Origin of the sequence: Streptomyces hydrogenans, from assembly GCF_014656075.1 — a bacterium.
GTDB classification, from domain to species: Bacteria; Actinomycetota; Actinomycetes; order Streptomycetales; family Streptomycetaceae; genus Streptomyces; species Streptomyces hydrogenans.
The window spans coordinates 15,877-40,714 of record NZ_BNBS01000055.1 but is presented as its reverse complement, the minus strand read 5'-3'; the positions used below and the strand labels follow the sequence as shown (position 1 = coordinate 40,714).

Sequence of the window (24,838 nt, the reverse complement as noted above, 5' to 3'; positions counted from 1 at the left end):
CGCTCGGTACCGCGCACCTCCCCGCGCCGTACCGGCGTCGTGCCCCCACACGCCCCGCCCGGCCCGTACCGAGGCGTCGTCCCTACCGGATTGGACCATGACGGACTCACCCAGCTCCGCCCACCGCGACAAGGTCGCCATCATCGGCATCGGCTGCCGGCTCCCCGGACACGCGGGTGACCACCGGTCCTTCTGGCGCAATCTGATCGAAGGCCGGGACTGTCTCGTCCCCACCCCGGCGGACCGGTACGACACCGCGACCCTCGGCAGCCGCGACCGGGCCAAGCCGGGCCGGCTGACCGGCGGGCGGGGCGGCTACATCGACGGCTTCGACGAGTTCGACCCCCACTTCTTCGGGATCAGTCCGCGCGAGGCCGAGCACATGGACCCGCAGCAGCGCAAGCTCCTGGAGGTGTCCTGGGAGGCGCTGGAGGACGGCGGGCAGCGGCCCGCCGAACTGGCCGGGCGGGACGTCGGCGTCTTCATCGGCGCCTTCACCCTGGACTACAAGATCCTGCAGTTCGCCGACCTCGGCTTCGAGACGCTGGCCGCGCACACCGCGACCGGCACGATGATGACGATGGTCTCGAACCGCATCTCGCACTGCCTCGACTTCCGCGGCCCCAGCGTCTCGATCGACACGGCGTGCAGCTCCTCCCTGGTCGCGGTCCACTTGGCCTGCCAGAGCCTGCGGCGCGGCGAGAGCGAACTCGCCCTGGCCGGAGGCACCCTGCTGCACCTCGCGCCGCAGTACACCATCGCCGAGACCAAGGGCGGCTTCCTCTCCCCGGACGGACGCTCCCGCGCCTTCGACGCCTCCGCCGACGGTTACGTACGGGCCGAGGGCGTCGGCGTCGTGGCGCTCAAGCGCCTCTCGGACGCGCTGCGCGACGGCGACCCGGTGCACGCCGTGGTGATCGGCAGCGGGGTGAACCAGGACGGACGGACCAACGGCATCACCGTGCCCAGCGCCGACGCCCAGGCCACGCTCATCGAGCGGGTCTGCGCCGAGGCGGGAGTGTCACCGGGCAGCCTCCAGTACGTCGAGGCGCACGGCACCTCCACCCCCGTCGGCGACCCGATCGAAGCGCGGGCGCTGGGCCGGGTGCTGGCGCAGGGCCGGGCGCCCGGCGCGCGGTGCTACGTCGGCTCGGTCAAGACCAACATCGGGCACACGGAGGCCGCCGCCGGCGTCGCGGGCCTGATCAAGACGGCGCTGGCCCTCCGGCACCGCCGCATCCCACCGCACCTGAACCTCGAACAGCCCAACCCCGCCATCGACTTCGCCGCGCTGCCCTTCGAGATCCCGACCGCACCGGTCGACTGGCCGGAGCACGAGGGACCCGCGCGGGCGGGCGTCAACTCCTTCGGCTTCGGCGGCACCAACGCCCACGTCCTGCTGGAGGAGGCGCCGCCCCGCCCGCCGCAGGAGCCGCACGCGACGGCCCGGACGCCCGCCCGCTCCGTCCTCCCGCTGAGCGCCCGGCACGCGTCGGGTCCGGCCGAACTGGCCGCGGGCGTCCGCCGCGAACTCGCCGCCGGAGTGTCCCTCGCGGACGTCGGGCACACCCTGGCCCACCGCCGCCAGCACTTCGAGGAGCGCCTCGCCGTCGTCCACTCCCCCCTCGACCCGCCCGGCTCCCTCGACGAGGTGCTGGCCGCCTGCGAGCGCGGGGAACAGCACCCCCGGGCCGTGCGGAGCCGCCTCCGGGAGGCCGGGGCGCGGCGGCTGGTGTGGGTGTTCACCGGCATGGGGCCGCAGTGGTGGGGCATGGGGCGCGAGCTCCTCGACTCCGAGCCCGTGTTCCGGGAGGCGGTCGAGCGCTGCGACGGAGAGGTCCGGCGCCAGGCGGGCTGGTCGCTGCTCGACGAGCTGACCCGGCCCGAGGCGGAGTCCCGGATGGCCGAGACCTGGCTCGCCCAGCCCGCCAACTTCGCCGTCCAGGTGGGGCTCGCGGCGCTGTGGGAGCACCACGGGGTGCGGCCGGACGCCGTCGTCGGGCACAGCACCGGCGAGATCGCGGCCTTCCACCTGGCCGGGGTGTACGGGCTGGAGGACGCCGTCCGGATCGCGCTGGCGCGCAGCGCCCTCCAGCACCGGCTCGCGGGCACCGGCGCGATGCTGGCGGCGAACCTGTCCGAGGACGAGGCCGAGCGGCTGGTCCGCCCGTACCGGGACCGGGTGTCGGTCGCCGCCGTGAACAGCCCGGCGTCGGTGACGCTGTCCGGGGACCGGGACACCCTCGGGGAGCTCGCCGGGCGGCTGGAGCGGGAGCAGGTCTTCGCCCGGTTCCTCGACGTCGAAGTGCCGTATCACAGCGTGCGGATGGACCCGATCGAGGCCGAGCTGCACGAGGCGCTGGCCGGGATCGCGCCGCGTGCCGCCGGTCTGCCGCTGTACCTCACCGCCCGCGAGGGGCGTGCGCTGGGGCCGGAGCTGGACGCCGCGTACTGGTGGGAGAACGTCCGGCGGCCCGTCCGGTTCCGTGCCGCGGTCGACCGGCTCGTCGACGACGGGTACACGCTGTTCCTGGAGATCGGTCCGCACCCGGTGCTCGGCCACTCGATCCGGGAGTGCCTGGAGGGCCGGGCCGTCGAGGGCGTGACGCTGCCGTCGATCCGGCGCCGGGAGGACGAGCCCGAGCGGTTCGCCCGCTCCCTGGCGGAGCTGTACACGCTGGGTGTCGACGTGGACTGGTCGGTGCTCCAGCCCGTGGGGCGGCCGGTGCCGCTGCCGGGCTATCCGTGGCAGCGGGAGCGGTACTGGGTGGAGCCCGCGCCGGTGGAGCAGATCCGGCTCGGCCGGCTGGACCACCCGCTGCTCGGCCGGCGGACCTCCGCGCTGCAGCCGACCTGGGAAAGCCGCCTGGACACCGAGCGACTGGCGTACCTGGCCGACCACCGGATCGAGGACAGCACGGTCTTCCCGGCCGCCGGGTACCTGGAGATGGCCGCGCAGGCGGTCCGGGCGCTGACCGGCGGCGACACGGCCACCCTGGCCGACGTCGAGTTCTCCCGGGCCCTGTTCCTGCCCGACGGCGAGGCGACGACCGTCCAGCTGGCCTTCGCGCCGGAGGAGTCCGGGTTCGCCATCGCCTCCCTCGCCGGTTCCGGGACCGGGACTCCGGACCGTACGGTCCACGCGAGCGGGGTCGTCCGCACCGGGCAGCCGCGCCGGCACGCGGAACCGCTGGACGCGGACGCGGTACGGGCGCGAGCGGGGCGCCGGCTCGACCGGGAGGCGTGCTACGGCGAGCTGGCGGCGCTCGGCTACCACTACGGCCCGGCGTTCCGGGCGATCGACGAGGTGTGGACGGCGCCCGGCGAGGCACTGTCGCTGATCCGTCCCACCCCGGGCATGGGCGACGGGGCCGCGGACTGCCATGTGCACCCCGTGCTCCTGGACGCCTGCTTCCAGACCGTGCTCACCGCGATGACGCCGGACGACGGCGGGTCCGCCGGGATCCGGCTGCCCGTCGGCATCGCGGAGCTGCGGCTGGACGCGGTCGGCGACCGGGCCCTGTGGGCGCACGCGACGGTGACCGCGGAGAGCGCCGGGGAACTGGTCGGCGACCTCGCCCTGTACGCCGAGGACGGGACGCCGCTCGGCCGGATCAGCGGCTTCCGCGCGGCGGCGGTGGACCGGGTGGCCTCCTCGGTGAAGCTCGGCACCATCGACGGCTGGCTGGCCGAGGTGGTCTGGGAGGAGGCGCCCGCCGAGGCGCCGGAGGACGGCGGGACCGCCGAGGGGACCGGGGACGGCCCCGGCGGCTCCCCCGCGCCCGACCTCGTGGTCTTCGCCGACGAGGGCGGGCTCGGCGCGCGGCTGGCCGAGGCGGTCGTGGCGCGCGGCGGACGGTGCCGACTGGTCCGCCCGGGGAGCCGTTACCGGAGCGGGGCCCGGCACGTGACCGTACGGCCCGGTTCGGCGGCCGATCTGCGCAGGCTGTTCGACGAACTCGGTTCGGGGTTCGGAGCCGTGGTGCATCTGTGGAACCTCGATCTGCCGCCGCTGGACACGGTCGACGCGGCGGACCTCGACGGGATCGGCACGCTCGGCGGCTACTCGCTCGTCCCGCTCGCCCAGGTGCTGCCCGAGGCGTGCCCGGAGGGGCGCCTGCACATCGTCACCCGGGGCGCCCAGGCGGTGGTGCCGGGCGAGCCGGTGGAGCCGTTCGGCGCGCCCGCCTGGGGCATCGGCCGGGTGCTGTGGCAGCAGGAGCTCACCGGTCACAGCGGCAAGCTGATCGATCTCGACCCGGCCGGGGGTCCCGGCGAGGCCGAGGCGCTGCTGCGCGCGCTCACCGCGGACGACGGGGAGTGCGAGATCGCGCTGCGGTCCGGGCGGCGGCACCGCAGCCGGCTGCGTCCGCCCGTGGGGCTGACCCGTCCCCTGCCGCTGCGGCTGCGCACGGACGGCGCCTATCTGGTCACGGGCGCGTTCGGGGCGCTGGGGCGGCTGCTCTGCCGCACCCTGGTACGGCGCGGGGCCCGGCGCCTGGTCCTGCTCGGCCGCACCGGCGTGCCGGAGCGCGGCGCGTGGCGGAGGCTCGATCCGGGCGGCCCCGAGGGACGGCGGGTCGCGTTCCTGCGCGAGCTCGAAGCGCTCGGCGCGGAGGTGCTGGTCGCCGCGGTCGACGTGACCGACACGGCGGCCATGGAGGGCTGGCTGGCCGGGCGTCGGGCCGCCGGTCTGCCGCCGGTGCGGGGCGTGTTCCATCTCGCGGGGCAGGTGCGGGACGTCCTGCTGCCGTCGTTGGACCGCGAAGCCTTCGACGCGGGCTACGGGCCGAAGGTGCACGGCGGGTACCTGCTGCACCGGCTGCTGCGCGAGGAGCCGGTCGAGCACTTCGTGCTGTTCGCGTCGGTCGCCTCGCTGCTGACCACGGCCGGTCAGGTCAACTACGCGGCAGGGAACGCGTTCCTGGACGCGCTCGCCCATCACCGCCGGGCACTCGGTCTGCCGGCGCTCAGCCTGGACTGGGGGCCGTGGGCCACCGGCATGATCGAGGAGCTCGGGCTGGTCGCCCACTACCGGGACGCGCGCGGGATGAGCTCGCTGGCGCCGGAGGCGGGCATGGCGGTCCTGGAGCGGGTGATCGGGCAGGACCGGGCCCAGTTGCTGGTGGCCACGGTGGTGGACTGGCCGGTGTTCCTGTCCTGGTACCCCACCCCGCCGCCGCTGGTGTCGGCGCTCGCCGCCGCGGCGGCCCGGGAGGTCCCGGCGGGGCAGGGCGGCAGTCTGCTCGACGCGTTCCGCGCCGCCGACGAGCCGGCGCGTACGGCGCTGGTGACCGAGCGGTTCGCGGCCCTCGCGGCGGGTGTGCTGCGGGTGCGGCCGGAGCTGGTCGACGCGGACGCCCGGCTCGGCTCGCTCGGTCTGGACTCGCTGCTCGCGATGGAGCTGCGGGCCCGGGTCCACGCCGAGCTGGGCGTCTCGCTGCCGGTGGTGGCACTGCTCAGCAACGGGCCGGTGAGCGAGCTGACCGAGCGGCTGCGCGCGGGGCTGACCGAGCTCGCGGCGGCCGGGGGTCCGGTGGCGGAGACGGCGGTGGAGCCGTTCACCGACGAGGCGTGCCACCCGCTCACCCACAACCAGCAGGCCCTGTGGTTCCTCCGGCAGCTCAACCCGGACGGCTTCGCGTACAACATCGGCGGCGCGGTGGAGGTGCGTGCGGAGCTCGACCCGGAGCTGCTGTTCGAGGCCTTCCGGACGCTGATCGCCCGGCATCCGAGCCTGCGCGTCAACATCACCGCCGAGGACGGGCGTCCGGTCCAGCGGGTGCGGCCCGAGGCCGTCGCCGACACCGGTCTTCTCGATGTGTCCGGGCTGCCCTGGGACGAGGTCCGCTCCCGGCTGGTGGCGGAGTACCGCAGGCCGTACGACCTGGAGCGGGACCCCCTGGTGCGGCTGCGGCTGTTCCGGCGGGCCCCGGACCGCTGGGTGCTGATGAAGGCCGTCCACCACATCGTCTCGGACGCGATCTCCACCTTCACCTTCATCGAGGAGCTGTTCGAGGTCTACCACGGGCTGCGCACCGGCCGGCCGGCGGAGCTGGCCCCGGTCCCGGCCCGCTACCTGGACTTCCTCAACCGGCAGAACCGCTTCCTGGCCGGGCCCGAGGCGCGGCGGATGCTGGAGTACTGGCGGGAGCACCTGCCGCGGGAGGTCCCGGCGCTCGAACTGCCCACCGACCGGCCGCGCCCGCCGGTGCAGACCGACAACGGCGCCTCGGAGTTCTTCCAGCTCGACGACGAGCTCAGCGCCCGGGTGCACGCGCTGGCCCGGGAGCACAACGTCACCGTGTACACGGTGCTGCTCACCGCGTACTACCTGCTGCTGCACCGCTGGTCCGGGCAGGACGAGATCGTGGTCGGCAGCCCCGTCACCGGGCGCACCGAGGAGGAGTTCGCCTCCGTCTACGGCTACTTCGTCAATCCGCTGCCGCTGCACGTGAGCCTGGCCGGGGAGCCGTCGGTGGCCGAACTGCTGGGCCGGGTGCGGGACACGGTCCTCGGGGGCCTCGACAACCAGGAGTACCCGTTCGTGCTGCTCGTCGAGCAGTTGGGCCTCCAGCGCGACCCGAGCCGCTCGGCGGTCTTCCAGGCGATGTTCATCCTGCTCACCCACAAGGTGGCCGTGGAGCGATTCGGCTACGCGCTGGAGTACATCGAACTCCCAGAGGAAGAAGGGCAGTTCGACGTCACGCTGTCCGCGTACGAGGACCGTTCCGACGGTCGCTTCCACTGCGTGCTGAAGTACAACACCGATCTGTTCGACGCGGCGACGGTGCGCCGGATGGCCACGCACTACCGGACCCTCCTCGACGGCCTGACCCGCGCGGAGGGCGGCCGTCCGGCGGCACGGCTGCCGATGCTGGAGGCCGGCGAACGGGAGCGGATCGTCACCGGGTTCGGCGGCGTCGGCCGGCGGATCGACCACGACGTGCCGGTGCACGAGCTGATCGGGAAGATCGCCGCGCAGTTCCCTGAGGCGGTCGCGGTCTCCGTACCGGGCGGGCGGCGGCTCGGCTACCGGGAGCTGGACCAGCGCTCGCGGCGCGTGGCGGCCTCGCTGCGCGAACACGGCGTCGGCGCCGGGACGGTTGTGGCGGTGCGCCTCGCAAAGTCGCCGGAGCTGGTGATCGCGCTGCTCGCGGTGTTGCGGGCCGGGGGCGCGTACCTGCCGCTGGACCCGGACCACCCGGCGGAACGGCTGGCCGAGCTGATGGAGAACGCCGGGGCCACGCTGGTCCTGACCGACGGGCGGCCGGGCGAGGCGGCCCGGCTGCCGGGACGGCCGGTCACCCTCGACGAGCTGGACCGGCCGGGGACCGAGGAGCGGCCGGAGCCGGCCGTGGGCCTCGACCGGACGGCCTACGTGATCCACACCTCGGGTTCCACCGGCCGCCCCAAGGCGGTGCGGGTCAGCCACCGCAACCTGGCCTCGGTGTTCGTCGCCTGGCAGCAGGAGTACCGGCTGGACACCGACGTCCGGGTGCACCTGCAGATGGCGGGCGTCTCCTTCGACGTGTTCACCGGGGACCTGGTCCGGGCGCTGTGCTCGGGCGGGACGCTGGTCCTCGTCGACCGGGACCTCCTCTTCGACACCGCGCGGCTCTACCGGACCATGCGCGCGGAGGGCGTGGACTGCGGCGAGTTCGTGCCGTCGGTGGCGCGCGGGCTGCTGGCGCACTGCGAGCGGGAGGGGCTGGGCCTGGAGTTCATGCGCCTGGTGATCATCGGCTCGGACGCCTGGCGGGTGGGCGAGCACCGGAGGCTCGTCGCGCTGTGCGGGCCGGGCACCCGGGTGGTCAACTCGTACGGGCTGACCGAGGCCACCATCGACAGCGCCTACTACGAGGGGCGGGCCGAGGGGCTGGAGCCGGGCCGGATGGTGCCGATCGGCCGGCCGCTGCCCAACAGCGAGCTGTACGTCCTCGACCGGCACGGCGAACCGGTGCCGCCGGGGGTGGCCGGTGAGCTGTGGATCGGCGGCGCCGGCGTCGCCGACCACCGGCTGAACGATCCGGAGCGGACGGCCGAACGGTCCGTGGCCCTCGAACCGGGCGGCGAACCCGTACGGCTGTACAGGACGGGGGACCTCGGGCACTGGGACGCGGAGGGGGTGCTGCACCTCCTCGGGCGGGCCGACGGGCAGGTGAAGGTGCGCGGCCACCGGGTGGAGACCGGGGAGGTCGAGGCGCGGCTGGCCGCCCGGCCCGAGCTGGCGCAGGTGTGCGTGACGGTACGGCGGGACGAGACGGGCGAGAACGTGCTGTGCGCCTACTGCGTGCCCGCGCCGGGCGCGGTGGCCGACGCCCGGGAGCTGCGCCGCCACCTCGCGGAGCAGTTGCCGACGTATCTGATCCCGGCGCACTTCACGGAGCTGTCCGCGCTGCCGCTGACCGCGAACGGCAAGGTCGATCCGGGCGCGCTGCCGGAGCCGCGCGCGGAGGCGGGACCGGAGCGGTACGAGCCGCCGGTGACGCTGTACGAGACGCGGATGGCGGCGCACTGGCGGTCGCTGCTCGGGCTGGAGCGGCCGGGGCTGCGGGACGACTTCTTCGAGGCGGGCGGCAGTTCGATCAAGCTGATCGAACTGATCCACCACCTGCGGACCGAGTTCAACGCGTCCGTGCCGGTCGGGCGGCTGTTCCAGACCAGCACCCTGCACGGCATGGCCCGCACCCTGGAGGACGTCGTCACCGGGCGGCTGCCCGGCGCCGAGCCGTACCTGTGGTTCAACCCGGGCGCGGACCCGGCGGCGACGGTGTTCTGCCTGCCGCCCGCGGGCGGGCACGGGCTGGTGTACCGGCAGCTCGCGGCGCGGCTGCCCGGGCACCGCTTCGCGGCGTTCAACTACCTGTCGGGTCCGGACAAGGCGGCCCGGTACGCGGATCTGGCCGAGGAGCTGCACCCGGGCGGGCCGTACACGCTGTTCGGCTACTCCCTCGGCGGCAACCTCGCGTTCGAGATCGCCGGGGAGCTGGAGCGGCGGGGCCGCGTGGTGGACCTCGTGCTGATCATGGACTCGTACCGGATCGCCGAGGCCGTCGCCCTCGGCGAGGAGCACCTGGCCGAGTTCGAGGCGGAGCTCGCGGAACACCTGCGGCGGCACACCGGTTCCGAGATCGTCGCCCGGGAGACCGTGGAGCAGGCCCGCGAGTACCTGGCGCACTGCGGTGCCCACCCGTCGCTCGGTGTGCTCGGCGCGCCGATCGCGGTGATCTCCGACCAGGACAAGCTGCTCCGCTTCGCGGCGGACGAGCCCGGCGGCTGGCACGGCGTCACCGCCGCCGGGTGCACCGTGCGCGAGGGGCACGGACGGCACGCCGAGATGCTCGACGGCTCGTTCCTCGACGGGAACGCGGAGCTGGTCCGGACGCTGCTGGCGGGAGGTGCCGCGGATGGGCGTGCGTGACGGCGGGCCCCACTGGGAGGCCCGGCCTCCCGGCGGGCGGCCCCGGGTGATCATCATCGGCGCGGGCATGTCGGGTCTGGCCGCCGGCTGCTACGCGCAGATGAGCGGACTGGAGAGCCGGATCTTCGAGAAGCACGTGCTGCCGGGGGGCTGCTGCACCGCCTGGGCACGGCAGGGCTACCTCTTCGACTACTGCATCGACTGGCTGATCGGCACGGCACCCGGGACCGGGGCGAACGAGGTGTGGCGCGAGCTCGGGGCGCTGGACGGGAAGCGGATCACCCTGTTCGACCAGTTCAACCGGGTGGTGACCGAGGACGGCCGGTCCGTCACCTTCTACAACGACCCGGACCGGCTCCAGAAGCACCTGCTGGAGCTCTCGCCCGGCGACGCGCGCCTGATCCGGGCGTTCTGCCGGGACCTCAGGCGCTTCGCGGAGCTCGACCCGCACTGGGAGCTGAAGCCGCCGCCGCTGAAGTCCCCAGCGGAGAAGGTGCGGACGCTGCTCGCGATCCTGCCGGCGTTCCGGCTGTACTGGCGCACCGCCGCCACGCCCATGCGCCGGTTCGCGGACCGCTTCGAGGACCCGCTGCTGCGCCGGGCGTTCCCGAACGTGTTCCTCCAGGAGCTGACCGGCTTCCCGCTGCTCCCCTTCCTCTTCACGATGTCCTGCGCCTCCAACGGCAACGCGGGCTTCCCGGAGGGCGGTTCGCTGGGTCTGGCCCGGTCGGTGGAGGAGCGGTACACGGGGCTCGGCGGGCACATCGGCTACCGCGCCCGGGTGGAGCGGATCCTCGTCGAGGGCGGGCGGGCGGTCGGCGTGCGCCTGCGGGACGGTCAGGAGCACTTCGCCGACCACGTGATCGCCGCCTGCGACGGGCCGACGGTGCTGGACCGGCTGCTGGAGGGGCGGTGGAGCAGCCCGCGCACCGAGCGGCTGTACAAGGAGCTGCTGGACCGGCCGGACAACCTGTACCCGGCGGTGGTCTCCGCGTTCGTCGGGATCGACGGCCCGCTGCCCGCCGGTGAGCCGCACAGCACCACGTACCTCCTCGGGCCGGAGCGGGGCGCGGCGCTGCCGGGGAGCCTCCAGCACAGTCTGGTGGTGCAGCGGCGGTCCGACTACGCCGACGGCTTCGCGCCGGCCGGGAAGTCGGTGCTGCACTGCACGTACTTCACCGACCACCGGTCCTGGCAGGAGCTGCGGAAGGCGGACCGGCGGGCGTACCGGGAGCGCAAGCAGGAGGTCGTCGACTTCCTGCGGGGCTTCCTGGCCGAGCGTCATCCGGGCATCGAGGAGCGGATCGAGCTGGTGGACGTGGCGACACCGGCGACGACGGAGCGGTACACCGGCAACACCTACGGCAGCATCCTGGCCTGGAAGGCGTTCTCCGAGGCCGACGACGTGTCGACCGCGCTGGTGGACCGGGACCGGATGCGGCTGCCGGGGCTGAGCGGCTTCTCGATGGCCGGCCAGTGGACCGGGATGGGCGGCCTGATCCGGGCCGCGACCAGCGGCCGGTACGCGGTCCAGTTCCTGTGCGACGAGCTGGGCCGGGAGTTCCGGGCCTGGCCGAGCGAGGGCGCCGGGCCGTGGCATCCCGGGAAGCTGGGCCTGCTGCCACGACTCGAACAGCGGGGCGACGCCCGGAAAGCGACGGTGGCCGAATGACCAGAAGGACCATGCTGATCGTCGGCGGAGGGCTCGGCGGGCTCTCCACCGGCTGCTACGCCCAGATGAACGGCTATCGCAGCCGGGTGCTGGAGATGCACGAGATCCCGGGCGGCTCCTGCACGGCCTGGGACCGGGGCGACTTCACCCTCGACTGCTGCGTGAGCTGGCTGCTCGGCAGCGGGCCGGGCAACGAGATGCACCAGATCTGGCTGGAGCTCGGCGCGCTCCAGGGCAAGCGGATGCGCAACTTCGACGTGTTCAACACGGTGCGCGGCCGGGACGGGCGGGCGGTCCACTTCTACTCCGACCCGGACCGCCTCGAAGCGCACCTGCTCGCCCTCTCCCCCGGCGACGCCCGGGTGATCCGCGACTTCTGCGCCGGACTGCGGACCTTCCGCAAGGCGCTGGCCCGCTACCCCTTCCTCACCCCGGTCGGGCTCATGGGCCGCCTGGAGCGCTGGCGGATGCTGGCGTCCTTCGTCCCCTACTTCAACGTGATCCGGCGCTCCATCGGCACGCTGATGCGGGACTACTCGGAGCGCTTCCGGGACCCGCTGCTGCGCGAGGCGTTCAACTTCATCCTGTACGAGAAGCATCCCAACTTCCCCGTGCTGCCGTTCTACTTCCAGCTCGCGGCGCACGCCGACGCCTCGGCCGGTGTCCCCGAGGGCGGCTCGCTGGGCCTGGCCCGCTCGGTCGAGGAGCGCTACCGGGGGCTCGGCGGCGAGGTCACGTACAACGCCAGGGTCGTGGAGATCCTGGTGGAGAACGACCGGGCGGCCGGGGTCCGGCTGAGCGACGGCACGGAGCTGCGGGCGGACATCGTGGTCTCCGCCTGCGACGGGCGCACCACGCTCCTCGACCTGCTGAAGGGCCGCTATCTCACCGACACGTACCGGGAGTTGTACACCCGGACCATCACGGAACCCGGCATGGTCTTCCCCGGCTACCTGACGGTCTTCCTAGGGCTGCGCCGGCCTTTCCCGGACGGCGAGCCCTGCACCACGTACCTCCTGGAGGACGCGGTCGCGCAGCGGCTCACCGGCATCCGGCACCCCAGCGTCAACGTGCAGTTCCGCAGCCGCCACTACCCGGAGCTGTCGCCGCCGGGCACCTCCGTGGTGTACGCCACGTACTTCTGCGACATCGCGCCGTGGCGGGAGCTGAGCACCGGTCCGGAGCGGTCCACCCGGAACCGCCGGGGCGAGGAGCTGCACACGCTGCCGGTCGGGCGCGGACGCGAGTACCAGCGGGCCAAGCGGCAGGTGCGGGACACGATCGTGGACTTCCTCGACGAGCGGCACCCCGGCCTGCGGGACGCGATCGTGGTGCGGGACGTGTCCACCCCGCTCACCCAGGTCCGCTACACCGGCAACCACGACGGCACGGTGCTCGGCTGGCAGCCGTTCGTGGACAGCGGCGAGACCGTGGAGAAGGAGGTCAAGCGGCACGGCCCGGGGCTGCCGGGGCTCGCGGACTTCTATCTGTCCGGCGTCTGGGCCACCACCGGCGGCCTGATCCGGGCCGCGGCCTCGGGACGGCACGTCATGCACTTCGTCTGCCGCGACGACGGGCGGGCGTTCACCGCCTCCGTCGACGACAGCGCCCCTCTCCCCGTCCAACTCATCGAACCCGCAGGAGCGACCCCGTGAAGACCGAGAAGTGGATCGTCAGCGAGCACAACGACGGCGTGCCGGACGTGGACCGGATGTACGTGAAGGTGGTGGAGGAGCTCGACACCGACCTGGCCGAGGACGAGATGCTGCTGCGCACGCGGTACGTCTCCGTCGACCCGTACCTCCAGGGGATCGCCCTGGACACCCCGGTGGGCGACCACATGGGCGCCGACTCGATCATGGAGGTGCTGGCGGCCGGACCGCGGGCGATGTTCGGCGTCGGGGACCTCGTGCAGGGCTTCGGCGGCTGGCGCACCCACCTGGTCAGCAACGGCGCCGAGGCGCTGTGGCAGACCGGCACGTTCCCGATGGTCTTCCCCGCGTACCGGAAGCTGGACCCGGCCCACTACGACGAGGCACTGCCGCTGAGCACCGCGCTCGGCATCCTCGGCGGCGCCGGGATGACCGCGTGGGGCACCCTCACCACCTTCCTGGCCGTCCGGCCAGGCGACACGGTCCTGATCAGCGGCGCGTCCGGCGCGATCGGCACGCTGGTCGGGCAGCTGGCGAAGCGGGCGGGCGCGCGGGTGGTGGGCACGACCGGTTCGCCGGAGAAGGCGGCGCGGCTGACGGCGCTCGGCTTCGACGCCGTCGTCGTCTTCCGGCACGGCGGGGACCCGGCGCAGCTCCGCGAGGACCTGGCGAAGGCGGCTCCCGGCGGCGTGGACCGGTACTTCGACAACCTCGGCGGGGTCATGACCGACACCGTCTTCACGATGCTCACCGTGGACAGCCGGGTCGCGGTGTGCTGGCAGTGGTCGAGCCAGGTCGGCGGCGAGTGGACCGGGCCCCGGCTGCTGCCGTACATCATGTTCCCGCGCACGACGATCCGCGGGATCTTCGCGCTGGAGTGGTTCACCGAGGACAACTGGGCGGCGCTGCACGCCGAGCTGGGGCCGCTGGTGCGCGCCGGCGAGATCCGCTACCAGCAGACCGTGCACCGCGGCTTCGACTCCATCCCCGCCGCCTACCGCAGCCTGTACACCGACCGCGCGGCGTCCTTCGGCAAGGTGCTGGTCGAGCTGTGAGGCGCGGCCACACCCGGGCGCTCACGGAGGGCCCGAGCCCGGCCGACGCGCACGAGCCGGTCCTGCCGTACCCCGACGGCTGGTTCTCGGTGGCGTTCTCCTCGGAGGTGGTGCGGGGGGCGCTGCTGACCCGACCGCTCCAGGGCGAGGACGTGGTGCTCTACCGGCTCCGCGACGGCGAGGTGCGGGCGGTCCGCCCGTACTGCCCGCACCTGGGGGCGCACCTCGGGCTCGGCGCGCTGGAGGGCGACGAGCTGCTGTGCCCCTTCCACCGCTTCGCCTTCGGCCCGGACGGCGCCTGCACGCGGACGGGGTACGGCACGCCCCCGCCGCCGTCCTCGGACCTGACCCTGCTGCCGGTGCGCGAGGTCGACGGCGCCGTCTTCGTGTGGCGGCACCACGACGGGCGGGCGCCGGACTGGGAGCTCACGCCCTGGCACACGCTCGGGACTCGGGCGCCGCGGCTGGCGGCGTGGGAGATGGCGGGGCACAGCCAGGACGTGGTCGAGAACACGGTGGACATCGGGCACTTCACGCCGCTGCACGGCTGGGGCGCGTCGGAGGTGGCCGAACCGGCGGTCTTCGAGGGGCGGTCCTTCCGGATCTCGGTGCGCTCCGAGGAGCGGGTGCCGCTGCTGGGCGCGAGTCCGCTGGAGGTGACGCTGGAGGGCAACGGGATCAGCCGGGTGCACGTGTGCACGGCGCTCCCCCGGTTCGGGGTGCGCACCTGTGCCGTGTACACGACCACGATGATCGCGCCCGCGGCTTTCCAGCTGCGCCAGACGAGCCGCTTCGAGGTGGCCGAGCCGGCCTCCCTCCCGGCCCCGCTGGCCCGCTGGGTGAGCGGCTCGGCACACCGGATGCTGGCGGGTGTGATGTTCCGCGGCAACTGCGCTTTCGTGTCCCAGGACTTCCCGGTCTGGTCGACGAAGCGGTACGTGTCCCCGCCCCGGCTGGCCCGCGGCGACGGCCCGATCGGCCCGTTCCGCCACTGGGCCCGGCAGTTCTATCCGCCGGACCGGCTGCGGGCGCAGGTGCCGTCGTCGGCGGTGCGGAGGACGGCGGGGGAAGCGGAGAGCAGGGTGACGTAGTCCGGCCGCTCCGAGAAGCGGGGCGGGGGCTTCGCCGGACGGGAGGACGGGGCGTTCGGGGGCGACGGCGTAGCCGCCCGACCAGGCCGGCGACGGACGGAACCTTCGCCGGTAAGGGCAGGGGCTGGGTGACGTCGTTGCGGTTTCCGCCGGTCAGGGACACGGCGAGTGGGATGCCCTGTCCGTCGACGAGGACGTGGTGCTTGCTGCCCGGCCGTGCTCGGTCGACCGGGTTGGGCCCGCTTTGGGGCCGCGTCGAGCGGCCCGGACGTGGCCGGAATCGATCACCGCCCGAGACCGGTCGAGCTGACTGGCCGACCGCAGTTTCTTCAGCAGGACGACGTGAAGCCGGTCCCGCAGCCGGCCTCGTTCCACGCGGCAAGACGACGCCAGCACGTCATGCCGGAGCCGAAGCCGAGCTCCTGGGGCAGGTACTCCCACTGGATCCCGGTGTGGAGCACGAACAGGATCCCGCACGGAGCCTGCCGATCAGGCACCCGCGGCCGACCTACCACCAACTTCGGCGCCGGGACCGGCGGCAACGGCTCGATCAGAGACCACAATTCGTCCGAGACAATCCACGGCCGGGAGTTCCTCTTCGCCACGAACGGACCGACGAGCGACCAAGCCGACAGTCACATGATCAACATCTTCTGTTAGGACCTCTTAGCCGGGCACGGTGGTGTCCGGCGACTACGGGGGCGCAGTGCACCGGCGGCCGCCGGTGCACGCAGGAACCGGAACCGGAACCGGAGCCGAGGCTGTGGGCTCAGGCGCCGTTCCGGGCGGCGGTGGCGCGGCGGCGCGTTCTGATCAGGATGCCGGCGGCTGCGCCGCCCAGGAGCAACGCCCCGAGGGTGTAGGGGACGCCGCTGCCGCCCCCGTCCGCCCCTTCGCCGGCGCCCGCGGCCCAGCCGAAGCCCGCTTCGACCGCACCGACCGGCCGGCCGGAGATCTGATAGGTGACGGTCTGCTTGATGCGAGGCGGGCACTTGAGGGTCACCGTGTCCGTGCCGGAGGCGGCTTCCAGCGGGAGCTTGAACGTACCCACCAGCACGCCTTCCCGGTCGCCGGGCAGGAGGTGGAACTTCCCGCCCGCTTCCGACTCGCCCTTGCCGTAGGTCTCCTTGCCGCAGGCGGTCGTGCTCACGGTGACGGTGGTCCCGGGAGCCGCCTTCCCCGGATTGACCCGGACGTCACCGTCGGGCGCCGCGACGGCGGGGGATGCGGACAGGACGAGGGCGCTCAGGACCAGGGCGAGCTGGGGACCCGTACGTGCGAGACGCATGCTTCTTCTCTCCTTCGGCGGAGCTTTCCCGGCCGGCTGGGCAGCGCGGCGCCTGTGCTGTGCTCCGTGCACGAGCAGAACCCCGACCGGTGAGCACCGCAACGGGAGATTCGCGCGCGCTGTCCCCCGGTCGGGGTCTTGATCTGCCCTGCTGGTGATCATTTGCGCAGGTCACCGCGGCTTGTCCGGTGCGCGGGATCGGACGACGTCCTGCGCGCGAACGGTCTAGCCGCAAGGATCACGAGCGTCGTCGGTGCTGCCTGGTCCGGTTCATGGCGAAGGCTTCCGGTCCTGCCGTGCGGGCCACGAGGAAGCGGTCAGTCCCGGCCCAGGATCGCCGTGAGGGCTTGCCGCAACACCGCTCCGGGATCCGCCGACGCTCCTTCGGACCGCCACGCGACGAAGCCGTCGGGGCGGACCAGCACCGCGCCGTCCGGAGTGGTGCCGTGAACCTCCGCCCAGTCCGTTTCGCTCGCGGGGGCGAGATCCGCGGCGGGACCCGCACCGATCCGGTACGAGTCGAGCGGCACCGACAGCTGCTGCGCGACGTGTGTCGCCGCGGTGTGCCAGTCGCAGGCGCCGTCTTCGGAACTCAGAAGGACCAGGGACCGCTCGTACAGATCGAGCGTGGAGATCCGGGTACCGGCGCGGCTCAGCCACATGTGGGGTGCCCGGCTTCCGGGTTCACCCGTCAGGCGCAGCCCGTCGGGCACGACCGGCATGGTCCGATCGGTGCCCAGGACGGCGCCCTGCGGGTAGCGGTAGCCGAGCACGTCGCTGAGGATGCCGCCCTTCTTCCCCCGGGGGCCGCCGGATCCGGGGCCGGGGGCGTACCCGGGGTGGCTGTGCTCGACCGACCGCGCCGCAGCCCGGGCACTCGTCGTCTCCGCGACCGGCCGGCGCTCCGCGCCGTAGGAGGCGAGCAGGCCGGGGCCGGCCCAGCCGCCCAGTACGGCCGCGAGCTTCCAGGCGAGGTTGTGCGCGTCCTGGATGCCGGTGTTGGAGCCGAACGCCCCGGTGGGCGGCATCTCGTGGGCGGAGTCGCCGACGAGGAACACCCGGCCCTCCGCGTACCGTTCGGCGACCCTCTGCGCCGCGTGCCAAGGAGCTCTGCCGGTGATCTCCACATCGAGGTCCGGCACCCCCACGGCCCGCCGGATGTGCTCCCTGCACCGCTCGTCGGTGAACTCCTCCAGTGTCTCGCCGTGTTCGGGGTGCCAGGGAGCGTGGAACACCCAGTGCTCCCGGTTGTCGACGGGCAGTAGGGCCCCGTCGGCCTCCGGGTTCGTCAGGTAGCAGACGATGAACTTCCGGTCGCCGACGACGTCCGCGAGGCCGCGGGAGACGAAGGTGATGCTCACGTTGTGGAAGAGGTCGCCCGGGCCGCTCTGCCCGATGCCGAGTTGCTCGCGGACCGGGCTGCGCGGGCCGTCCGCCGCGACCAGGTAGTCCGCGCGGATGGTGGTGTGTTCACCGGTGCCGCGACTCTTGACCTGCGCGGTCACCCCTTCGGCGTCCTGCTCGAAGGACATCAGCTCGGTCGCGAACCGCAGATCTCCGCCGAGCTCCCCAGCGTGCTTCAGGAGCACCGGTTCGAGATCGTTCTGGCTGCACAGACACCACCCCGCGGGGCTGATGCGGGCGACCCCGCCACCGGGGTCGATGTCCTTGAACAGCCACTCGCCGACATCGCCCACCAGGCTCGGCGTCTGCAGGATCCCGTTGTTGGCTGCCAGGACCGACGCGGCCTCCTGGATGGGCCGCGTCATTCCGGCGCTGCGGAACACCTCCATCGTGCGCACGTTGTTGCCGCGGCCGCGCGGGTGGATCGAGGTGGCGGCATGGCGCTCGACCAGCGTGTGCGGCACTCCGAGACGCCCCAGGAACAGCGAGGTGGACAGGCCCACCAGTGAGCCGCCGACGATGAGTACGGGCGTGCGGTGGCCGGTTGCTTCCCCGGCCGAGTCGAATCGGGTCATTGCTCGTCTCCGGCGTCGCCTGCGACGCGAGTTGGGGATGGGATGCAGATTCATGCCCTTCGGGGACGGGTTCGCGTGCCTTGGGCACCCGGATGACACGCGGTTCACTCGTCCGCTTCACGCGGCTCGCGCGCTGTCGGCGCTCCTGTCAAGGATCGACACATGTCGGCCTCGGCGTATCGGCTGGGTAGGCCGTCTCCCCACCCCCACCGAGAAGAGAAGAGGTGTGCCGGATGGCCCCCTCGGGACGCATCTCGCAGTCTGTGTTCGACGGCTCCAGGCTGCGGGTGATCCTCCTGCTCGACCTGTACGAAGGAGCGCAGCAGCAGTTCCTTGACGCGTACGAGCTCATGCGCAAGCAGGTCGCCTCAGTGCCCGGCCACATCAGTGACCAGCTCTGCCAGTCCATCGAGAACCCCTCGCAGTGGCTCATCACCAGCGAGTGGGAGAGCGCGCCGCCGTTCCTCGCGTGGGTGAACAGCGAGGAGCACGTCGAAACCGTCAAGCCGATGCACAGCTGCGTCCGGGACACCCGGTCGATGCGCTACAGCATCCTCCGGGAGACGAGCCCCGGTCAGCCGGCCTCGCGGACCGCGGCATCGGCCGACGTGCCGGTGGAGCCCCGTGTGGGCGACGGTGTGGCACGCCACGCCCTCACCTTCACCGTCAAGCCGGGTTCCGAGTCGAAGGTGGCGGAGCTCCTCGCCGGGTACGAGTCGCCCCAGGCCCAGGTCGACGAGGGCACACGGCTGCGCCGCACCTCCCTCTTCATGCACGGGAACCGCGTCGTGCGTGCCGTGGAGGTGGAGGGCGACCTGCTCGTGGCGCTGCGGCACGTCGCCCGGCAGCCTCAGGTGCGAGCGGTCGAGGAAGCCATCAACCCGTACCTCGAGCAGGACCGGGACCTGACCGACCCCGAGTCGGCACGGGTGTTCTTCACCCGGGCCGCGCTGCCCGCCGTCCAGCATGTGGTGTCCGACCGGCCTGTTCCGGCCGACCTGCGACGGCACGCGCTGTACTACCCGGCCAAGGAAGGCCAGGGGATGGCGCTCGCCCGGCTGCTCTCCCGTCAGGACCGGGCCGCCGCGGACGATCCGGACAACCCGGTGCACAGCAGCACTGTGTTCCAGCGCGACGACATCGTGGTGCGCCTCGTCGACGTCACGGGCGACCTCGACCTCGACCCCGTCGCCTCCCTCGGGCTCAAGGGCCCGGGGAAGGCCGCGGAGTTGGAACGCCTCCTCGACGGCGCCGCGGTCGGCGTCGAGGGCTCCCTGGAGACGGAGCGCAACATCAACCGGCTTCTGTCGCACGCGGACATGCTGCCCGTCACGGACCGTTCGGCGCACTCCTGACGGACGACCGCGGCTCGCACCGCGGCCGCTCCCCAGCACGTCACTGTCACATCTGGAGGTAGCAACCATGCTCAACCAGCGTCCACGCATCGTGAACCTCAGCGAGACGGAACCCAACCGCAGGCGGGGAGGTGACCTGCGGGCCATGCTCACGCCGGCCACCGTGGGTTCCACCAGCGGCTTCATGGGCCTGGCCATCGTCCAGCCCGGCGAGCGCATCGGCGAGCATTACCACCCGTACTCCGAGGAGTTCGTGTACGTGGTCTCGGGCGCACTGGAGGTGGACCTGGATGGCGACACGTACGCGCTCCAGCCCGATCAGGGCCTCCTGATCCCGATCGACGTACGGCACCGCTTCCGCAACGTGGGCGATGTGGAGGCCCGCATGGTCTTCCACCTGGGCCCGCTCGCCCCCCGACCGAGCCTCGGTCACGTCGACACGGAAATCACCGACGAGGCCGAGCTCGCCGCCGCGGGCCCGCACCTGACCGTGCACGACCCGGGACGGGTCTCCGAGCGAAGCGGGGCCATCGAGTGAACCGGCGAGTGGCCGTCACCGGCATCGGTGTGGTCGCTCCAGGCGGCATCGGGTCACGTGCGTTCTGGGACCTGCTCGCCGCCGGCCGTACCGCGACCCGCGGTATCACGCTGTTCGACCCGGTCGGGCTGCGCTCCCGCATAGCCGCCGAGTGCGACTTCGACCCGGCGGACCACGGACTGGATCCGGATCTGAGCCGCCACGCCGACCGGTACATCCAGTTCGCCGTGGTCGCCGCCGGGGAAGCCGTCCGAGACTCCGGACTCGACACCGACGCCGAAGACCCCTGGCGCGTCGCCGTCTCCCTGGGCAGCGCCGTCGGCGGCACCACCCGGCTCGAACACGACTACGTCCTGGTCAGCGAGGGCGGGCGGCGGTGGGACGTGGACCACCGCGCGGCCGACCCCAAGCTGCACATGGCGTTCTCACCGAGCACGCTCTCCTCCGTCGTGGCCGAGCAGTTCGGCGCCCGCGGCCCGGTGCAGACGGTCTCCACCGGCTGCACCTCCGGCCTCGACGCCGTGGGCTATGCCTTCCACACCATCGCGGAGGGCCGGGCCGACGTCTGCATCTCAGGTGCGTCGGACTCCCCCATCTCCCCCATCACCATGGCCTGCTTCGACGCCATCAAGGCCACGTCGCCCGACAACGACGACCCGGAGCACGCCTCCCGGCCCTTCGACAACAACCGCAACGGTTTCGTCATGGGCGAAGGCGCGGCCGTCCTCGTCCTGGAGGAGTACGAGCACGCCAGGGCACGCGGTGCGCACATCTACTGCGAGATCGGCGGCTACGCCACCTTCGGCAACGCGTACCACATGACCGGTCTGACCAGCGAGGGGCTGGAGATGTCCCGGGCGATCGACTCCACGCTCGACCAGGCCCGGCTCGATCCCACGCTGATCGACTACGTCAACGCACACGGCTCTGGCACCCGGCAGAACGACCGGCACGAGACCGCCGCTGTGAAGCGATCCCTGGGCTCGCACGCGTACGACACGCCCATGAGCTCCATCAAATCCATGGTGGGGCACTCGCTCGGAGCGATCGGGGCGATAGAGGTGGCTGCCTGCGTGCTCGCGCTGAAGCACCAAGTGGTGCCTCCGACGGCGAACTACGAGACCCCCGACCCCGAGTGCGACCTGGACTACGTGCCGCGCAACGCCCGCCCCCGGAAGCTCAGGAACGTGCTCTCCGTCGGCAGCGGATTCGGCGGCTTCCAGTCCGCGGTGCTCCTGACGGGACCGGGCGGGAGGACACGATGAGCACTGAGCGCCCACGGCGCGCGGTCGTCACCGGGATCGGCGTGATCGCCCCCAACGGATTGCGCGCCGACGCGTACTGGAAGTCCGTCCGGGAAGGGCTGGGCGTACTGGACCGGATCACCCGTGAGGGATGCGAGGACCTGCCCCTCAAGGTCGCGGGCGAGGTCCGCGGCTTCGATCCCTCCGACCTGATCGAGGAGCCCTTCCTCGTCCAGACCGACCGCTTCAGCCACTACGCGATGGCCGCGGCCCAGCTCGCGCTCGACGACGCCGGCCTCGTCCACGACGGCCCGGAGGAACCCTTCTCCATCGGCGTCGTCACCGCCGCCGGCTCAGGCGGCGGCGAGTTCGGCCAGCGGGAGCTCCAGAAGCTCTGGGGCCAGGGATCCAAGTTCGTCGGCCCGTACCAGTCGATCGCCTGGTTCTACGCCGCGAGCACCGGCCAGATCTCCATCCGGAGCGGCCTCAAGGGGCCGTGCGGCGTGGTCGCGAGCGACGAGGCGGGCGGCCTGGACGCCATCGCCCACGCCGCTCGGGGCGTACGACGCGGTACGGGGGCGGTGCTCGTCGGCGCCGCGGAGGCACCCCTCGCCCCGTACTCGATGGTGTGCCAGCTCGGCTACCCCGAGCTCAGCACCGTCGAGGACCCGGACCGCGCCTACCGGCCCTTCACCTCGGCCGCCTGCGGCTTCGTCCCGGCGGAGGGCGGCGCGATGCTCGTCGTGGAGGAGGAGTCCCGCGCCCGCGACCGGGGAGCGGCCGTCCGGGCCGTGGTGGCCGGCCACGGCGCCACGTTCACCGGCGCCTCCCGCTGGGAGGAGTCCCGGGAGGGACTCGCCCGCGCCATCCGTGTCGCCCTCGACGAGGCCGGGTGCGCCCCCGAGGAAGTCGACGTCGTTTTCGCCGACGCCCTGGGCGTACCGGAGGCGGACCGTGCCGAGGCGCTGGCGATCGCCGACGCCCTCGGAGCGCACGCCACCCGCGTCGCCGTCACCGCGCCGAAGGCGGGCATCGGCCGCGCCTACTGCGGAGCGCCCGTCCTGGACACCGCTGCCGCGGTGTTCGCGATGGAGCACGGCGTGGTGCCGCCCACTCCCAACGTGTTCGACATCTGCCACGACCTCGACCTGGTGATGTCCCGCGCTCGGCCCGCCGAGCTGCGCACGGCCCTCGTCCTCAGCCGGGGACTCATGGGATCCAACGCGGCGCTGGTCGTGCGCCGCGGCGACGAGTCCGCCCGGTAGGACCGGGCGGGAAGGAGAGCACACATGATCACCACCGCACTGACCTTCGACGAACTCTCCACGCTGATGAAGCAGGCAGCCGGCGTCACCGTCGACGCCCGGGAGCTGGAGAAGGCGCCGGACGCGCCGTTCACCACCCTCGGTCTCGACTCGCTCGGCCTGCTCGGCATCGTCGGCGAGCTGGAGAACCGGTACGGCGTGGCGCTGCCCACCGACGCGGAGCGCTGCAAGACGCCGGGCGAGTTCGTCGACCTGGTGAACCACACCCTCAGGACTGGAGTCTGACGTGGCCGGTCACACCGACAACAGCATCACGATCGACGCCCCGCTCGACCTCGTCTGGGACATCACCAACGACATCGAGAAGTGGCCCGGCCTCTTCAGCGAGTACGCCTCCCTCGAAGTGCTCTCCCGCGAGGGCGACTCCACCACCTTCCGCCTGACCATGCATCCGGACGAGTCCGGGAAGGTCTGGAGCTGGGTGTCGGAGCGCACCGTGGACCGCCCCGGGCGGACCGTTCGCGCCCGCCGCGTGGAGACCGGTCCGTTCGACCACATGAACATCCGGTGGGAGTACGAGGAGACCCCGGCCGGCATCCGCATGCGCTGGGTGCAGGACTTCGCGATGAAGCCCGACGCTCCGGTCGACGACGCCTGGATGACCGACAACATCAACCGCAACTCCCGCACGCAGATGGCCCTCATCCGGGACCGCATCGAGCAGGTCGCCCGCGACCGCCGGAGCGCCCCGGTCCTGCCCGGCTGACCGCCTGCCGCGGACACTCGCACACCTGCACCCTGAAAGGACGCTCGATGCACCACGCCCTGATCGTCGCTCGCATGGCGCCCGGCTCGGCCCCGGCGATCGCCGACGTGTTCGCCGCCTCCGACCGTGGGGAGCTTCCCCACCTGGTCGGCGTCACGCGGCGTCGCCTGTTCCAGTTCGGCGACGTGTACCTGCACCTCATCGAGTCGGAACAGGACCCGGGGCCGGCCATCGCGAAGCTGACCGGACACCCCGAGTTCCGCGACGCCAGCGAGAAGCTGTCGGCGTACGTCAGCGCGTACGACCCGCTGACGTGGCGCAGCCCCAAGGACGCCATGGCGCAGTGCTTCTACAGCTGGGAGCGCGACGCAGGTTCCTGATCCCCCCGAGATACGCACGGCAGGGAAACCCGAGGCCGCCCGCCCCGCGAACGACGCGGAGCGGGCGGCCTCGGGTTCTCCTCCTTCCTCCCGTCAGGCGGGCACGGTGCACTCGAAGGCGTGGAGGTACGCGTTGACGGGGCGGACGTCGCCGATGACGAGCCCCGCGTCCGTCAGCCGGTCGACCATGCTCTGCCGGGTGTGCTTCGCACCCCCGACGTTGAGGAGCAGCAGCAGGTCCATGGCGGTGGTGAACTTCATCGAGGGCGTGTCGTCAACGAGGTTCTCGATCACGACGACCCGTGCGCCGGGGCGCGCCGCCTTGCGCACGTTGGCGAGCGCCCTGCGGGTGCTGTCGTCGTCCCACTCCAGGATGTTCTTGATGATGTACACGTCCGCCTGGACCGGGATGTCCTCGCGGCAGTCGCCGGCCACCACACGGACCCGGGAGCTGAGCGCCCCGCCGTCCCGCAGGCGCGGGTCGGCGTTCTCGACCACTCCCGGCAGGTCGAGCAGTGCGCCGTTCAGGGAGGGATGCTTCTCCAGCAGACTCGCCAGGACGTGTCCCTGTCCGCCGCCGATATCCGCGACGGAGGACACGTCGCCCAGGTCGAGGAGGTCCGCGACGTCCTGTGCCGACTGCTTGCTCGACGTCGTCATGGCCCGGTTGAAGACGTGGGCGGACTCGGGCGCGTCTTCGTTGAGGTACGTGAAGAACTCCCTCTCGTACACGTCCTCGAAGACGTTCCGTCCGGAGCGCACCGCCTCGTCGAGCTTCGGCCAGACGTCCCACGTCCACGGTTCAGTGCACCACAGTGCGATGTACCGCAGGCTGTGCGGATCGTCCTCGCGCAACAGCCGGGACATCTCCGTGTGGGCGAAGGTGCCGTCGGGCTGCTCGGTGAAGACCCCTTGACAGGACAGCGCGCGCAGCAGCCTGCGCAGGGTCCGCGGCTGGGTCTTCACCGCTGCCGCGAGGTCTTCCACGGTCATGGGCGTGTCGCCCAGTGCGTCGGCCACGCCCAGGCGGGCGGCCGCGCGTACGGCGGCGGCGCATGCCGCCCCGAAGACGAGTTCCCTCAGCCGCATCGGCGGGGCGGGAGCCGGATCAACCGTTGTCATGTGTTTC

General features: G+C 72.6%; 15 protein-coding genes and 1 pseudogene. 12 read left to right on the top strand and 4 right to left on the bottom strand.

The window, feature by feature from the left end:
- Positions 1-97 precede the first annotated feature (97 nt).
- The 5 genes from IE321_RS22835 to IE321_RS22815 are packed head-to-tail and all read left to right on the top strand — an operon-like array spanning position 98 to position 14,894.
- Positions 98-9,424 (top strand): non-ribosomal peptide synthetase/type I polyketide synthase, encoded by a 9,327-nt coding sequence (locus tag IE321_RS22835; protein ID WP_190224335.1) that lies wholly within the window; start codon positions 98-100, stop codon positions 9,422-9,424.
- On the top strand, positions 9,411-11,096 hold the full coding sequence (locus tag IE321_RS22830; protein ID WP_190224334.1) for a phytoene desaturase family protein: 1,686 nt from the start codon (positions 9,411-9,413) through the stop codon (positions 11,094-11,096). Before IE321_RS22835 ends, IE321_RS22830 begins: the two co-directional genes overlap by 14 nt.
- Positions 11,097-11,107: 11 nt before the next feature.
- Positions 11,108-12,751: a phytoene desaturase family protein gene (locus IE321_RS22825; protein ID WP_190224345.1), complete on the top strand. Its 1,644-nt coding sequence runs from the start codon at positions 11,108-11,110 to the stop codon at positions 12,749-12,751.
- Positions 12,748-13,803, top strand: a complete 1,056-nt coding sequence (locus IE321_RS22820) for an MDR family NADP-dependent oxidoreductase (RefSeq protein ID WP_043224439.1) — start codon at positions 12,748-12,750, stop codon at positions 13,801-13,803. The genes IE321_RS22825 and IE321_RS22820 overlap by 4 nt, the downstream gene beginning before the upstream one ends.
- The gene (locus IE321_RS22815; RefSeq protein ID WP_190224333.1) at positions 13,800-14,894 is read left to right on the top strand and encodes a Rieske 2Fe-2S domain-containing protein; all 1,095 of its coding nucleotides are present in this window, start codon (positions 13,800-13,802) and stop codon (positions 14,892-14,894) included. The genes IE321_RS22820 and IE321_RS22815 overlap by 4 nt, the downstream gene beginning before the upstream one ends.
- Before the next feature lie 55 nt (positions 14,895-14,949).
- On the opposite strand, the pseudogene IE321_RS42175 reads toward IE321_RS22815, so the two are convergent.
- From IE321_RS42175 to IE321_RS22800, 3 genes and pseudogenes are all read right to left on the bottom strand, one after another.
- Positions 14,950-15,499: pseudogene (locus IE321_RS42175) on the bottom strand (IS5 family transposase); the annotation flags it as partial.
- A 164-nt stretch (positions 15,500-15,663) separates the two neighbouring features.
- Positions 15,664-16,182, bottom strand: coding sequence for a sortase (locus IE321_RS22805; RefSeq protein ID WP_190224331.1), 519 nt, complete (start codon positions 16,180-16,182; stop codon positions 15,664-15,666).
- Between the two features lie 317 nt (positions 16,183-16,499).
- Positions 16,500-18,161 (bottom strand): FAD-dependent oxidoreductase, encoded by a 1,662-nt coding sequence (locus IE321_RS22800; protein ID WP_190224330.1) that lies wholly within the window; start codon positions 18,159-18,161, stop codon positions 16,500-16,502.
- Positions 18,162-18,394: 233 nt separating this feature from the next.
- Here IE321_RS22800 and IE321_RS22795 point away from each other — a divergent pair, with 233 nt between their 5' ends.
- From IE321_RS22795 to IE321_RS22765, 7 genes are all read left to right on the top strand, one after another.
- On the top strand, positions 18,395-19,516 hold the full coding sequence (locus tag IE321_RS22795) for a SchA/CurD-like domain-containing protein (protein ID WP_190224329.1): 1,122 nt from the start codon (positions 18,395-18,397) through the stop codon (positions 19,514-19,516).
- Positions 19,517-19,583: 67 nt separating this feature from the next.
- On the top strand, positions 19,584-20,054 hold the full coding sequence (locus IE321_RS22790; protein WP_015037978.1) for a cupin domain-containing protein: 471 nt from the start codon (positions 19,584-19,586) through the stop codon (positions 20,052-20,054).
- A complete protein-coding gene (locus IE321_RS22785; protein ID WP_190224328.1) occupies positions 20,051-21,319 on the top strand; it encodes a beta-ketoacyl-[acyl-carrier-protein] synthase family protein in 1,269 nt (422 codons plus the stop codon). Before IE321_RS22790 ends, IE321_RS22785 begins: the two co-directional genes overlap by 4 nt.
- Entirely contained in the window at positions 21,316-22,563 is a 1,248-nt protein-coding gene (locus IE321_RS22780; protein WP_043231807.1) for a ketosynthase chain-length factor, read from the top strand. The genes IE321_RS22785 and IE321_RS22780 overlap by 4 nt, the downstream gene beginning before the upstream one ends.
- Positions 22,564-22,587: 24 nt before the next feature.
- Positions 22,588-22,848 (top strand): phosphopantetheine-binding protein, encoded by a 261-nt coding sequence (locus IE321_RS22775; RefSeq protein WP_190224327.1) that lies wholly within the window; start codon positions 22,588-22,590, stop codon positions 22,846-22,848.
- Between the two features lies 1 nt (position 22,849).
- Entirely contained in the window at positions 22,850-23,329 is a 480-nt protein-coding gene (locus tag IE321_RS22770) for an SRPBCC family protein (RefSeq protein WP_043231803.1), read from the top strand.
- A 47-nt stretch (positions 23,330-23,376) separates the two neighbouring features.
- On the top strand, positions 23,377-23,709 hold the full coding sequence (locus IE321_RS22765) for a TcmI family type II polyketide cyclase (protein ID WP_190224326.1): 333 nt from the start codon (positions 23,377-23,379) through the stop codon (positions 23,707-23,709).
- A 93-nt stretch (positions 23,710-23,802) separates the two neighbouring features.
- Here IE321_RS22765 and IE321_RS22760 read toward each other — a convergent pair whose 3' ends face one another.
- Entirely contained in the window at positions 23,803-24,831 is a 1,029-nt protein-coding gene (locus tag IE321_RS22760; RefSeq protein ID WP_190224325.1) for a methyltransferase, read from the bottom strand.
- Positions 24,832-24,838: the final 7 nt, after the last annotated feature.

Coding starts and splice junctions, on each gene's coding strand:
- IE321_RS22775 (WP_190224327.1), top strand. CDS start 22,588: ATGATCACCACCGCACTGACCTTCGACGAACTCTCCACGCTGATGAAG.
- IE321_RS22760 (WP_190224325.1), bottom strand. CDS start 24,831: ATGACAACGGTTGATCCGGCTCCCGCCCCGCCGATGCGGCTGAGGGAA.
- IE321_RS22805 (WP_190224331.1), bottom strand. CDS start 16,182: ATGCGTCTCGCACGTACGGGTCCCCAGCTCGCCCTGGTCCTGAGCGCC.
- IE321_RS22835 (WP_190224335.1), top strand. CDS start 98: ATGACGGACTCACCCAGCTCCGCCCACCGCGACAAGGTCGCCATCATC.
- IE321_RS22780 (WP_043231807.1), top strand. CDS start 21,316: ATGAGCACTGAGCGCCCACGGCGCGCGGTCGTCACCGGGATCGGCGTG.
- IE321_RS22795 (WP_190224329.1), top strand. CDS start 18,395: ATGGCCCCCTCGGGACGCATCTCGCAGTCTGTGTTCGACGGCTCCAGG.
- IE321_RS22825 (WP_190224345.1), top strand. CDS start 11,108: ATGCTGATCGTCGGCGGAGGGCTCGGCGGGCTCTCCACCGGCTGCTAC.
- IE321_RS22765 (WP_190224326.1), top strand. CDS start 23,377: ATGCACCACGCCCTGATCGTCGCTCGCATGGCGCCCGGCTCGGCCCCG.
- IE321_RS22800 (WP_190224330.1), bottom strand. CDS start 18,161: ATGACCCGATTCGACTCGGCCGGGGAAGCAACCGGCCACCGCACGCCC.
- IE321_RS22830 (WP_190224334.1), top strand. CDS start 9,411: ATGGGCGTGCGTGACGGCGGGCCCCACTGGGAGGCCCGGCCTCCCGGC.
- IE321_RS22790 (WP_015037978.1), top strand. CDS start 19,584: ATGCTCAACCAGCGTCCACGCATCGTGAACCTCAGCGAGACGGAACCC.